This is a genomic window from Vibrio sp. KMM 9700 (assembly GCF_058545285.1).
Genome location: NZ_CM178590.1, coordinates 619,797 through 632,187, shown reverse-complemented (window position 1 = coordinate 632,187; position 12,391 = coordinate 619,797). Strand labels below are relative to the sequence as shown.

The 12,391-nt window shown below is 42.8% G+C and carries 12 protein-coding genes; 8 read left to right on the top strand and 4 right to left on the bottom strand.

What is annotated here, in order from left to right:
• The first annotated feature begins 118 nt into the window (after nt 1–118).
• Entirely contained in the window at nt 119–1,069 is a 951-nt protein-coding gene (locus AC2VOY_RS14030; protein ID WP_491833194.1) for an AEC family transporter, read from the top strand.
• On the opposite strand, the gene AC2VOY_RS14025 is transcribed toward AC2VOY_RS14030, so the two are convergent.
• Together AC2VOY_RS14025 and AC2VOY_RS14020 are read right to left on the bottom strand one after the other, a co-directional pair.
• On the bottom strand, nt 1,061–1,294 hold the full coding sequence (locus tag AC2VOY_RS14025) for a DUF3820 family protein (RefSeq protein ID WP_491833193.1): 234 nt from the start codon (nt 1,292–1,294) through the stop codon (nt 1,061–1,063). The genes AC2VOY_RS14030 and AC2VOY_RS14025 overlap by 9 nt on opposite strands.
• A gap of 289 nt (nt 1,295–1,583) precedes the next feature.
• On the bottom strand, nt 1,584–2,153 hold the full coding sequence (locus AC2VOY_RS14020) for a cysteine hydrolase family protein (protein WP_491833192.1): 570 nt from the start codon (nt 2,151–2,153) through the stop codon (nt 1,584–1,586).
• Nucleotides 2,154–2,350: 197 nt separating this feature from the next.
• Here AC2VOY_RS14020 and AC2VOY_RS14015 point away from each other — a divergent pair, with 197 nt between their 5' ends.
• Entirely contained in the window at nt 2,351–3,046 is a 696-nt protein-coding gene (locus tag AC2VOY_RS14015) for a hypothetical protein (protein WP_491833191.1), read from the top strand.
• Between the two features lie 106 nt (nt 3,047–3,152).
• Here the strand turns inward: AC2VOY_RS14015 and nhaA are convergent, their stop codons facing one another.
• A complete protein-coding gene (gene nhaA / locus AC2VOY_RS14010) occupies nt 3,153–4,334 on the bottom strand; it encodes a Na+/H+ antiporter NhaA (RefSeq protein ID WP_491833190.1) in 1,182 nt (393 codons plus the stop codon).
• A gap of 255 nt (nt 4,335–4,589) precedes the next feature.
• Here nhaA and AC2VOY_RS14005 point away from each other — a divergent pair, with 255 nt between their 5' ends.
• From AC2VOY_RS14005 to mnmL, 3 genes are all read left to right on the top strand, one after another.
• Complete coding sequence (locus AC2VOY_RS14005; protein ID WP_491833189.1) at nt 4,590–5,528, top strand: M14 family metallopeptidase; 939 nt, start codon at nt 4,590–4,592, stop codon at nt 5,526–5,528.
• Nucleotides 5,529–5,612: 84 nt separating this feature from the next.
• Nucleotides 5,613–6,143, top strand: coding sequence for a DUF2301 domain-containing membrane protein (locus AC2VOY_RS14000; protein ID WP_491833188.1), 531 nt, complete (start codon nt 5,613–5,615; stop codon nt 6,141–6,143).
• A gap of 113 nt (nt 6,144–6,256) precedes the next feature.
• The gene (gene mnmL / locus AC2VOY_RS13995; RefSeq protein WP_491833187.1) at nt 6,257–7,168 is read left to right on the top strand and encodes a tRNA modification radical SAM protein MnmL/YtqA; all 912 of its coding nucleotides are present in this window, start codon (nt 6,257–6,259) and stop codon (nt 7,166–7,168) included.
• Between the two features lie 12 nt (nt 7,169–7,180).
• On the opposite strand, the gene AC2VOY_RS13990 is transcribed toward mnmL, so the two are convergent.
• Entirely contained in the window at nt 7,181–8,884 is a 1,704-nt protein-coding gene (locus AC2VOY_RS13990; protein WP_491833186.1) for a formate--tetrahydrofolate ligase, read from the bottom strand.
• Nucleotides 8,885–9,523: 639 nt separating this feature from the next.
• Between AC2VOY_RS13990 and AC2VOY_RS13985 the strand changes: the two genes are divergently transcribed.
• The 3 genes from AC2VOY_RS13985 to pstA all read left to right on the top strand — a co-directional run bounded on the left by AC2VOY_RS13985 (nt 9,524) and on the right by pstA (nt 12,385).
• Complete coding sequence (locus tag AC2VOY_RS13985) at nt 9,524–10,345, top strand: phosphate ABC transporter substrate-binding protein (protein ID WP_491833185.1); 822 nt, start codon at nt 9,524–9,526, stop codon at nt 10,343–10,345.
• 270 nt (nt 10,346–10,615) lie between these two features.
• Nucleotides 10,616–11,515, top strand: a complete 900-nt coding sequence (gene pstC / locus AC2VOY_RS13980) for a phosphate ABC transporter permease subunit PstC (RefSeq protein WP_491833184.1) — start codon at nt 10,616–10,618, stop codon at nt 11,513–11,515.
• A 6-nt stretch (nt 11,516–11,521) separates the two neighbouring features.
• Nucleotides 11,522–12,385 carry a phosphate ABC transporter permease PstA gene (gene pstA / locus AC2VOY_RS13975; RefSeq protein ID WP_491833183.1) on the top strand — a complete coding sequence of 288 codons (864 nt, stop codon included), beginning with the start codon at nt 11,522–11,524 and terminating at the stop codon, nt 12,383–12,385.
• Nucleotides 12,386–12,391: the final 6 nt, after the last annotated feature.

Sequence of the window (12,391 nt, the reverse complement as noted above, 5' to 3'; positions counted from 1 at the left end):
ACTGAAAAGCGGATCAGCATTTTTGTTGGTTCGCTTTTTTTGTTTTTCATACCTCTTCACTTAAGATTATGTAATAATACAAATTCTTTTATCAACAAACTGTTAGCTTGAGGCAAGTATGCTCGACGCACTGATGTTTTCCCTATCTATCACCATGCCCATCTGTTTAATGCTCTTTCTGGGGATGTTTTTACGCCGCGTCAAATTGTTTGATGATACCTTTATCGCAATTGGCTCCAAGCTAGTTTTCCAAGTCACCCTGCCTGCACTATTGTTTTTAAATATCTTAGATTCCCCAAGCTTAGATATGACCCAGTTGCCACTTATCACTGTGGGCTTACTTGGTAATTTACTATTCTTTTTCTTTGCCCACTTTAGCTTGAAACCTTTTGGTTATCCGCATGCCGATCACAGCGTGATTTTGCAAGGTGGCTATCGTTCAAATACAGGGATTGTGGCGCTCGCCTATGTCGCGAATGCTTATGGCTCAGATGGAATTGCACTGGCAGCAATTTATGTTGGGGTGTGTACGATTTTATATAATATTTTGGCCGTGATAGCGCTGACGCCTCCAGATAGTAATCAAAATAAATCGGAAAGCATTAAATCCTTGCTGGCTTCTATGCTCAAAAACCCGCTGATCATCTCGATTGCTTTCGCCTTTGCTTATAAAGCAACCGGCATTCCTCTGCCATCTATGCTTGAGCAAACAGGGCATTATTTAGCCGACATGACGCTTCCGTTAGCGCTCTTATGTACCGGCGGCTCAATCGATCTAAAAAGTTTTCGTAAAAGCTCGAAAGGCCCTTGGATTTCAACAATATATAAGCTTATTTTGAATCCAATTTTTATCGTCGCGATTGGTTATTTTGCAGGCTTACGCGATATTTATTTAGGCTTGTTATTCTTTATGACTGCCACCCCAACGGCTGCGGCAAGTTATGTGATGGCAAGAGCAATGGGCGCGAATGCTACCATGGCGGCAAACATTATTGCCCTGACAACGATCGCATCGCTCATGACTTGTACTCTTGGGATTGCATTTTTGAAAGGCTTTGGGTTAATGTAACCCGTATTTGAGCGGCCTCACCACTGACTCTAGTCCTTCAATTTTGAGTGCTAGAGTCAGTTTCAATAACTCCCCAAGCTCCCCTTCTGGAAAGCCTTTTTTATCAAACCAAAGTAAATACTCTTCAGGTAAGTCAATTAAATGTCTGCCGGCATATTTGCCAAATGGCATCTGCATCCGCGCAATTTTCAGTAAGCTTTGTTTGTTTAGAAGTGAATGTGACATAAGGCTCTAAAGATTAATCAAAACTTTAGTATACCGTAAACACACAAAAAAAGGGAAAGCCTGCGCCCTCCCTTAAGTCGATATAATTACTAATTTAATGCCTTGTACCCAAACCTTTGGGCGCAGCTTTAAAAATTAAGCGTATGGATTAGTTCACCACACAGCCAAGCGGTGAACTTGAGTTGCTATAAACAATATCACCGGTTGGCGTATAGTCACTCGAAAAAATAAATATATAACGCTTTTACTGATGAATAGATCAACAAAAAAGCGTTATATCACATTGAATTTAGACTAATTCGCTTGATTGCACTTGACGACAGACACGCTCAAGCAGCTTCACGCCCGCCTGATGCTCGGCTTCATCATGGGCGCTGCACGCATCTTCAACCAGATACATGTTGTAATCTCTGTCATGTCCATCACGGATCATCGATTGGATTGCAAGGCTTGTGCTCACGCCACAAACATAGACATCTTCAATTTTTTTCGCGCGTAGCGCAGCGTCAAGCTGGGTCGCATAAAAAGGATTGACGCGTGGTTTTTCAATCACTAGATCTGTCTCTTGCACATCTAAATCAGGGTGAAAATCTGTGCCCCAAGTATCCAATTGGAAAACATTAAACTCTTTCGCCTTGCCAAACATTAACGAGTGTTCCGGCTGAAGGTGATAACTTTGATCAAAGCCGACTTTCACTTGAATGACCATATGATTATGCTTGCGCGCCCAAGCAATCGCCTTGTTTGCTGCGCCAATCACATCACGCTCTGCTGTATGCGCCGCACACCCCGCGACTTGGCTTTGGGTATTTGCAATATCATTAATGAAATCGATCACAACCAGTGCTTTATTTGACATACATTGCCTTCTTTTAATTGTTAAATAAAATAATATGAAAAATTTGTTAACTTGGCCGAATGTTTAAGTATAGACTTTCGGCTAATTCAAGCTTAATCTTGCAAAAAAGACTTAAACTACTAGAAGAATTAGTCTTTCTTAGATGTGTTAAGTTCACTTTAACAGTTTTCATGCTCAGGGGTAGGGATAAAATAATCATGGCTGATGCAGGGTCGCTCGTGTGCTGGCAAGCAAACAAATTGTGGTACCAAGATGCTTTCTATTCTGAGTATGGTTTTGCACATCTGCAACGTATGATGATCGTTAAACTCGACGATCATAGCCTGATGGTGATCAATCCTATCGAATTGACTCCAAGACTCAAGCAACAAATGCAAGATTTAGGTCAAATTAGCGCGATTGTGGCGCCAAGCCCTAAATTTCATCATTACCTTTCAGACTGGTGGCTCGCCTACCCAGAAGCAAGGCTATTTGGCACTGCCGGTTTAATTCAAAAGCGTACAGATCTTAGATTTGATGGCGCTTTAGCCAAACATGCACCCAATTTGTGGCAAAATGATTTAATGCAAACAGCGTTAAGCGACCTTTCACGTCCGACCAAGATGTTTTTCTATGAGTTTGAGTCCAAAACCTTGATCATGCCAGAGCTTTTAATTGGCTTTCAGCCGCACTTACCACTTGGACAAAAAATTGATGCCTTAGTCCATGGCGTGCGCCAAGAGTTGGGGTTAAGCCTGTATCGTCGCCAACACTTTAAAAATAAAGCCCTTTTGCGCGCATCTGTGCAAGAAATCATGACATGGCCATTTGAACGTATTTTATCAACCAATGGTTTGATGATAGAAAAAGATGCGAAGAAAGCATTTTTTCAGGCGTTTTGGTGGGTGTTTTAAAAAGAATTTCAGTTAATCACTTGATTTACCAGAATAAAAATCAAAAAAAAGCCCCAAAAACTTGGGGCTAAAATAAAAGGAAGCTATTTTCGGTGAAACTTATGGCTTAGTTCAGCGCTGGGTCTTCATAACCTGCTTCTTTTGGTAAGCTGCAACTTAAGAAGAAATAACCTAAGACAGCTGCCGATGTTGAACCAATCAAGATACCTAGTTTCGAGTAAGTTTCAAAGTCTGCGCTCACACCTGTAAAAGCAAGTGATGAGATGAAGATAGACATGGTAAAACCAATCCCGCAAAGCACTGATACCGCCATAATTTGGGTAAAAGTAACGCCTTTTGGCAACTTAGCAACTTTTAGTTTAATTGCCGCGTAGCTAAATAAGCTGATGCCTAATGGCTTACCAATGAGAAGGCCTAATGCAATGCCCATTGGTAGGTTTGAGAATAAACCTGATAGCGACACACCTGCAAGTGAGATACCAGAGTTTACGAAAGCAAACAGTGGCAAGATACCAAATGCAACATATGGATGTAGCGCATGCTCTAGTGTTTTTAGTGGTGATTTTTCTTTCACGCCATCTTTCACATTACCGTGTAGCGGAATAGAGAAACCAATTAACACACCAGCCAATGTTGCGTGAACGCCAGATTTAAGTACCGCTACCCACAAGATCAAACCAACAATCATATAAGCAGGAATGCTTGTGACCTTCTTCGAGTTCATCATAAAGAGTGCAACCGTTGCTGCAAGGCCGACAGCCAATGCAAGGTGAGACAACTCTGAAGTATAGAAAAGTGCGATAATCACGATAACGCCTAAGTCATCAATAATAGCCAATGCTAATAAGAAAACTTTTAAGCTAAGCGGAACGCGTTTGCCTAATAAAGACATGATACCTAAAGCAAAAGCAATGTCCGTTGCAGCTGGGATCGCCCAACCAGAAATGGCTTCGGGATCGGCGTAATTAAGGCCTGCATAGATAAGCGCAGGGAATAACATACCGCCGACCGCTGCAATCGCAGGGAAAATTGCGGTTTCTTTTGATTTCAGTGCCCCTTCCATGAGCTCACGCTTCACTTCAAGACCAATCAAGAGGAAGAAAATTGCCATTAGGCCATCATTGACCCAGTGCGCAATCGACAAACCGCCGATGTAAGTGTGTAACACATGGTTGTAAGTTTCGCCTAAAGGTGAATTGGCGACCATCATAGCGACTGCAGCAGCGATGACGAGAATAATGCCGCCTGCAGATTCTAATTTAAAAAACGATTTAATTGTATTACTCATAAGTCCTTCCAAATAATTCCATTACCTGACTCGATTAACTTCATCTTACTCCTAACGAGTAGGAATAAAAAATCGTTTGTTTAGTTGTTTATATTCGGTTTTTCCGATGATATCAAAACCTATGCTCGGTATAGGTGAGCAAAATATCAACTAACTAGTATTCCATATCTTTTTAGGCATGAAATAATTCATTTTGATGTAGCTCAGATTCCTGATAAAGTGCTTATAAATAGATAATTTACAGGTAGGTATTGAATGCAAAACTCAGACAATTATTTTTATCCAATTGGCAGCCAAGGCGAAGCTTGGGGAACGGAAGAAAAGCAAGCATGGCTTGAAAATCAGCAACAAAAACGTAGTTATCATACAGAAGTTGTTGAAAAAATAAACACTTTAAGTAGCCAATTTGATTGTCTTGAATATGGTGAGTTAAGCTACCCAGACACTCCTACTCAAACCCAAAATTATCCATTATTTGCTTTAAAAACAAAGAACTGGAAAGATGACAAACCAAATATCTTAATCACAGGCGGCGTCCATGGCTATGAGACCTCTGGTGTGCAAGGGGCATTGCTCTTTGCTCAAAGTCATGCCAGTGACTATGAAGATGATTTTAACTTTGTCATTGTGCCTTGTGTCAGCCCTTGGGGGTATGAAGTCATTAACCGCTGGAACCCTGAAACGCTCGATCCAAACCGCTCTTTCTTTGCAGATAGCCCAGCGCAAGAGTCACGCGCATTAATGGCATTTGTGGCAAGCTTTGGGGAAGATTTCTTTGCCCATTTTGACCTTCATGAAACGACTGACAGTGATGAAAATGAGTTTCGCCCTGCCCTTGCCGCGCGCGATGGCTTAAGTTTTGAGCCTGGGCATATCCCAGATGGTTTTTATACCGTTGGCGATACGCAAAACCCACAACCTGAGTTTCAAAAGGCAATTATTGAGTCGGTTGCAAAGGTGACGCACATCGCCCCTGCCGATGAAAAAAATCAAATTATTGGCTCAGATGTAGTGCAATTTGGCGTGATTAACTACCCTTTAAATGCGCTAAGTTTATGTGCGGGGGTAACCGGCGCGCCATATACCACCACCACAGAAGTTTACCCAGACAGTCCGAAAGCCAGCCTTGAGATTTGCAATCAAGCGCAAGTGGCAGCGCTTGTCGGTGGATTGGATTACTTGCTAAGCTTATAGTAGAGGCTTGATGATACCCGCATTAGCAAGCAGCGTGAGTTCAGTCGCTTTATATAAGCAAAATACATAGAAAATCAGGACCCCATGGCAGACATCCACATACACGAAAAGCTAGATAAAATAGATTACATCAGCGTCTTTTTATATCGCATCAGCTTTATTAGCTATGCACTCATGCTGTTGATGCTTGGTTTTAGCCATTGGCTGCCTTTCTCTGCCGATATTTTAATTCCGCTTCTGTGCTTTAACAGCCTACTCAGCGCCTGCTGCATGCATATCTATGATAAAAATATTCGCTGGATGCTGCTTGGCGCGAGTTTATTTGCAATGCTTTGTGCAACCTTAGGTGCTTGGCCTTGGTTATCTTTGGGCGCAAGCCTTGTCACCCTTTGCGGCTTATCGATTAAAGAATATTATTGCTTTCGCTTGCCTGTGATACGCATCACGCCTTTGGTCTTGATTTTGTTTTGGTTTGTGGTCAGCTTTTTTCCCAATACCCTTATCACTCAAGGGGTGAGCTTACTCTCAAGTATGCTTTTACTGACTATCGGGATAGCTAAATTTAGACAACCTTTTGATTTTGATATCGGGGATAAGTCCAAATTCCAAATTTAACCTACAACAGCCTCCATTATTGGGGGCTTTTTTGATCTTGATTATCATCTCCAACCGATCTTCCCCATACAATAGCGCGTTTTCATGCTCTCCATATCCGACAAAGGTTTCCCATGCGTCTTGATGATTACGTGACCACTTTTGGCAGTTATTGCCAGCAAAAATTCGGCCAACGCCTACAAAAATTAACCTTAGATGCCAAGTTTACCTGCCCAAATCGTGATGGCACCTTAGGTCGTGGTGGCTGCACTTTTTGTAATGTGGAATCCTTTAGCTATGAAAATGCCCAAGCAGCGCCCGCCTCAATTATTGATCAGCTCAGCCAAGGCAAGGCTCGGATGCAGCGTGAAGCAAAACGCTATTTGGCATATTTTCAAGCCTACACCAGCACGTATCAAGAATATGAGTATTTAAAGAAGAATTATGATGAAGCGCTGCAAGTAGCAGATATGGCAGGGATTTGTGTGGGCACACGTCCCGATTGCGTGCCCAATGAAGTACTTGATTTACTCGCCAGTTATCAAGACAAAGGCCATGAAGTTTGGCTGGAGCTTGGCCTGCAAACCGCCCATGACAGCAGTTTAAAAGCCATTAACCGTGGGCATGATTTCGCCTGTTATCAAGATACGATGCAGCGTGCAAAGGCGCGAAACTTAAAAGTCTGCACCCACTTGATTTTAGGCTTGCCCAAAGAAACCCCAGCCATGCATCTTGACTCATTAAATGCCGTGTTAGAAACGGGCTCAGAGGGCTTAAAACTACACCCTTTGCATATTGTGGAAGGTAGCACTATGGCAAAAGCGTGGCGCGCTGAGCGTTTAAGCCCGCCCACGTTAGAAGCATACACCCAAAGCGCTGCGAACTTGATTGCGCATACGCCAAAAGAGATTATTTATCACCGCGTCACCGCCTATGCTAAACGCCCGATGCTGCTTGCGCCAGATTGGTGTAGTTACCGTTGGGAGGGCTTGACCACCTTGATTCATTTATTAGATAAACAAGGTGGGCAAGGGAGCAAGCTTTAAGCCAATGAAAACTTAATCTAAGCCTGTGATCTCGCCTGCTTCATTAATATCAATATTGAGATAGCTAGGTTTGGCAGATAAACCCGGCATGGTCATCACATTGCCAAGCAGCGCGGTGACAAAGCCTGCGCCAGCATGTAAACGCAACGACTGAATAGGCAACACAAAACCAGATGGCGCGCCTTTTAGGCTTGGATCATGGCTCACAGACATTGGCGTTTTTGCCATGCACACAGGTAAATGTGCAAATCCAAGGCGCTCGATGTTCGCGAGATCGGCTTTTGCTTTTTCTGATAATTCAACACCTGATGCGCCATAGCCAATTTCCGCTAAGGTTGAGATGCTGGCAGCAAGGCCATTTTTTGCCTCATATAAAGGCGTGAAATTGGCTTTATCTTCTGCAAGCACGCTTAACACTTGCTCCGCTAAATCCTGCGCGCCTTGTGCGCCTTTGGCAAAAGCTTCACTCACAGAGCAGCCGCTTGCGCCATGCGCCATCGCAAAGTCACGCACCCAGTTAAGTTCATCGACTGTATCAGTTGGGAAGCGGTTGATCGCCACCACAACAGGCAGCTTATATTTTTGCACATTTTCAAGGTGCCATTTAAGGTTTGACGCCCCTTCTTCAAGCGCGGCTTGATTTGGTTTATCAATCTCACTTGCACTGATGTTGGCATTAGATTTAAGTGCGCGCAGCGTCACCACAAGCACAGCGCAATCTGGTTTATTGCCTGACACTGGGGTTTTGATATGGCTGAATTTCTCAAAGCCCATATCTGAGCCAAAACCACCTTCGGTGACAACAAAATCTGCCGCGCGCAGCGCAATTTCATCAGCAATAATAGATGAGTTGCCGTGCGCAATATTGGCAAATGGCCCTGCATGGATTAAACATGGCGCACCATTTAAAGTTTGCATCAAGGTTGGCTCAATCGCATCTTTCATAATTGCGCACATCGCCCCTGCCACGCCAAGATCTTCTGCGCTAATCGCTTCACCTTGGGTATTGGTAGCTAAAATCACCTTGCCTAGACGTTTACGTAAATCTTGCAGGTCGGTTGCAAGCGCTAAAATCGCCATAATTTCTGATGCTGCGGTAATATCAAAGCCAGAATCAAGGGTTTCACCATTCACATGCGAGCCTAAGCCGACTTGGATTTGACGCAAAGCGCGATCATTGTGATCCATCACGCGGCGCCATAAAATGGTTTCTATATTTAAGCGAGCTAAGCCAGTTTTAGCTTCAAAGTCATCGCCAAGTTTATTTTCATGGAACAAACGCGCTTCAATCGCTGCTGCCGCTAAGTTGTGCGCACTGGTAATGGCATGAATGTCACCGGTGAGGTGCATGTTTAAGGTTTCCATCGGCACGATTTGCGCATAACCGCCACCCGCAGCGCCGCCTTTGGTGCCAAACACAGGCCCCATGCTAGGTTGGCGCAAACAAGCTGCCACTTTATGTCCTAAATGATGCAAGGCTTGGGTTAAGCCAATGCTGGTTACCGTTTTGCCTTCACCATAAGGCGTTGGCGTGACTGCCGTTACCGTAATAAATTTGCCTTTTTTTTCGCCTAAGCGCTTGAGCACATTTAAGCTAACTTTTGCTTTATCCTTTCCAAAGCAAGTATATTCATCTGCGATGAGTCCAAACTCTTGTGCAACCTTATCAATAGGTTGGCGTGGAGATTGGTTTGAAATTTGCGCATCAGTTAACATGACGGTCTCTCTATTTATTGCATATTAATATTTTAGGCGAAAATAAAAGCAAACGTTTGCCTTGCTTTAATGGCGGGGATTTTAAAGCATTATCACAAAAAAACAAGGGGGATTATTGTCGCTTAAACTTCATACTATTGTCATCTTGAGGCTATAAACTATGAAAGTATTATTTTTGTATATTTTATAGCCGAAAATAAATCCAAAAATTGAGGTTTCAGATGAAGCATTTAAATATGCATAAAAAGCACACGGCTTTACTTAGTAAATAAGGTGTCATAAAGACCTTAAAAAGTATGATGACTCACAGTTTTTTATAAATATTTTGACAAGATGCCGACACTAATGCTGTTTTATTAAGCAAACAGACTTTTTTTATGATTTAAGTGTCACAAACCAAAATAACCCTTAACATACTGATATACAAAGATATTCCATTCTAAAATCACCCGCATTCAGCCCTTTTCTCTACAACTGTCATCTAGCCTTCAATAAACTGAAACATAACTGTCACATTTCCCGCTTAAAGTTGCACTCGTCACTTCAACAAACCTAAGTGATTTCCAAAGTCTTGCGAATGGATCGCTGACTTATTTTAGACAAAACAACTTATATCTTTTGCCAAAAAAGGAAAATGTGATGAAAAAAACAGTCGTTGGCGCCTTAGCTCTGCTTGGTGCACTAAGTGTAACCCCTGTATCAGCTAAAGAAACAATCTCTGCGGTTGGTTCTAGTAGTGTCACGCCGCTTATGGAAGTGTTTGCAGAAACTTATACCAAAGCAAACCCTGACGTATTCATCGAAGTTCAAGGTCCTGGCTCTTCTGCTGGTATCAAAGCTGCAAAAACTAACTCTGCGGATTTAGGTATGTCTTCTCGCGCACTTAAAGCGGAAGAAAAAGAAGATACATTAGTTGAAGAAGTGATTGCACGTGATGGTATCGCGGTTGTTGTAAACCCAAAAAATACTATCAAAGCACTAACTTCTGAAGAAGTGACTAAAATCTACAAAGGCGAAATCACAAACTGGAAAGATGTTGGTGGTGAAGACAAGCCAATCGTTGCGATTACACGTGACACAGCATCAGGTACACGTGGCGCATTTGAAGACATCATGGATCTGAAAATGAAAGTCAACGATATCGAAGTGTCTGCGATTTCACAAAGCGCGCAAGTTGCAAACGGTAACGGCGGCCTAAAAACTATGGTTGCAAGCAACCCATATGCAATCGGCTATATCTCTTTAGGTACAGTTGACGAAACGGTTCACGCACTTTCAGTTGATGGTGTTGAGCCAAGCGTTGAAAACGTGAAAAACGACACCTACAAAGTTGCACGTCCTTTCCTAGTGCTTTATCACGAAGGCAAGCCAAACGAAGCAACACAAAAATTCCTTGATTGGATGCTAACTAAAGATGCACAAAAACTTGTGACTGAAAAAGGTTATATCGACATCCACTAAGCAACACTGTAAGACCAATTTATTTTATTGCCCAGCTCGAAAGGGTTGGGCTTTTTATTGCCAATAATTTTATTTTTTTATTTATTTTTTAAACATTAACCATCGCACCATAGTTTTAGAATTCAAAGTTTTAGGGACAATTTATTCGCAAAATTGGCTCAGCAATTCTTTAGTATAGGCGCACAATTAAAAGTACCCACTATGTCAAATAGTATCTTAAACACGACAAATAGTACGACTAGCGTGTCAACCACTAATAGTGATAATACTATGAATAAAGTTGCTACCCAGACGCAAACCACCTTACGCCAGAAAAATGGTGTGGACTGGAAAGAACGTATCTTCCATGCCCTTTTCCTTGGCAGCGCAATTATCGGGATTGTCTCCCTTGCCTTAATTGCTTATTACATTTTTGCTGAAAGCTTACCTGCCTTTAGAGAAGTTGGCGTCAGCGCAATTGTATTTGGCGATCAATGGCTACCACCGGCACTCTTTGGTGTTTTAACCATGATTGTTGCCTCGATTGTGTCCACCCTTGGCGCAGTTGTCATCGGTGTACCAATCGGCATTTTAACCGCTATTTTTATCGCTGAAATCGCCCCAAAACGTGTGGCTGATATCATTCGCCCAGCAGTTGAACTGCTAGCTGGTATCCCATCTGTGGTCTATGGCTTCTTTGGCTTGGTGATTATTGTTCCACTTATCCAAGACATTTTCCAAGTTCCGGCTGGTAACACCATTTTGGCGGGTATGATTGTTCTTGGCGTGATGATTCTGCCAACAGTAATCACGGTTTCAGAAACCTCGATTCGCGCGGTGCCACATGCTTATAAAGAAGGCTCTCTTGCACTTGGCGCATCAAAAACTTATACAATTTTCAAAATCTTAGTGCCAGCTGCACGCTCAGGCATTATGACTGCCGTTATCCTTGGGATTGCCCGCGCACTGGGTGAAACCATGGCGATTATTATGGTCATGGGGAACGCCCCAGCCATGCCAAGTGGGATCTTAGATTCTGCGCGTACCTTAACCGCAAACATTGCGATTGAAATGTCTTATGCAAGTGGCCTTCACGCCAATGCGCTTTATGCAACAGGCATTGTATTGCTCGCATTTATCATGGTGTTAAATGCTGGTCTTCTATTTCTTAATCGTCAAAAAGCAAGGTAACTCGGCATGAATTACGCAAAACTAAAACAGCAACGTCAATTCAAAGACAAAATGCTTAACTGCTTTATTTGGATCTCTGCGGCATTGACGGTTGGCTTCTTATTCTGGATTTTATGGTACATCCTTTCAAACGGCTTGCAGTATGTCGATTGGAACTTTATTACCGACAACTACAGCACAACAGGCGAAGAACACGGCATCTTCCCTATGATCATGGCAACCATTTATATGGTTATCGCCTCGATTGCAGTGGCCGCGCCACTTGGGATCATGACAGCGATTTACTTAACTGAATATGCCAAAGTCGGCAGTAAGTTCGTCAAAGTCATTCGTTTTTGTACTGAGTCACTGGCAGGTATTCCATCGATTATCTTTGGTCTATTCGGGATGACATTCTTTGTCACCGTGATGGGCTTTGGCTTCTCGATTCTATCGGGTGCATTGACCCTAAGTATCTTGATTTTACCGGTGATTATTCGCACCACCGAAGAGTCATTAATGTCTGTACCGGCGACCTATCGTGAAGGTTCATACGGACTTGGCGCTTCAAAAATCTATACCATTTGGCGCTTAATTTTGCCAAGTGCAATGCCAGGTATCATCACGTCTGTGATTTTAAGTATTGGCCGCGTGATTGGTGAATCAGCGCCTGTATTCTTAACCGCTGGTATGGTGGCACGTATCCCTGAGTCAGTCTTTGATTCTGGTCGAACCCTCACCGTGCACCTATACAAACTCACGACTGAGCTCTTTAGCCAAGATGAGTGGAACCAAGCTTACGGCACAGCAACCGTACTGATTGTTTTAGTCCTAGTGATTAACATGCTCACAAAATTGATTGCAAATAAATTCAACAAAGCCAATCACTAAGCTGTT

Excerpts from the sequence above, each read along its gene's own strand:
- pstC (WP_491833184.1), top strand. The coding sequence starts at position 10,616 with ATGAATAAAGTTGCTACCCAGACGCAAACCACCTTACGCCAGAAAAAT.
- AC2VOY_RS14025 (WP_491833193.1), bottom strand. The coding sequence starts at position 1,294 with ATGTCACATTCACTTCTAAACAAACAAAGCTTACTGAAAATTGCGCGG.
- AC2VOY_RS14000 (WP_491833188.1), top strand. The coding sequence starts at position 5,613 with ATGGCAGACATCCACATACACGAAAAGCTAGATAAAATAGATTACATC.
- mnmL (WP_491833187.1), top strand. The coding sequence starts at position 6,257 with ATGCGTCTTGATGATTACGTGACCACTTTTGGCAGTTATTGCCAGCAA.
- nhaA (WP_491833190.1), bottom strand. The coding sequence starts at position 4,334 with ATGAGTAATACAATTAAATCGTTTTTTAAATTAGAATCTGCAGGCGGC.
- AC2VOY_RS14005 (WP_491833189.1), top strand. The coding sequence starts at position 4,590 with ATGCAAAACTCAGACAATTATTTTTATCCAATTGGCAGCCAAGGCGAA.
- AC2VOY_RS14030 (WP_491833194.1), top strand. The coding sequence starts at position 119 with ATGCTCGACGCACTGATGTTTTCCCTATCTATCACCATGCCCATCTGT.
- pstA (WP_491833183.1), top strand. The coding sequence starts at position 11,522 with ATGAATTACGCAAAACTAAAACAGCAACGTCAATTCAAAGACAAAATG.
- AC2VOY_RS14015 (WP_491833191.1), top strand. The coding sequence starts at position 2,351 with ATGGCTGATGCAGGGTCGCTCGTGTGCTGGCAAGCAAACAAATTGTGG.
- AC2VOY_RS13990 (WP_491833186.1), bottom strand. The coding sequence starts at position 8,884 with ATGTTAACTGATGCGCAAATTTCAAACCAATCTCCACGCCAACCTATT.
- AC2VOY_RS14020 (WP_491833192.1), bottom strand. The coding sequence starts at position 2,153 with ATGTCAAATAAAGCACTGGTTGTGATCGATTTCATTAATGATATTGCA.
- AC2VOY_RS13985 (WP_491833185.1), top strand. The coding sequence starts at position 9,524 with ATGAAAAAAACAGTCGTTGGCGCCTTAGCTCTGCTTGGTGCACTAAGT.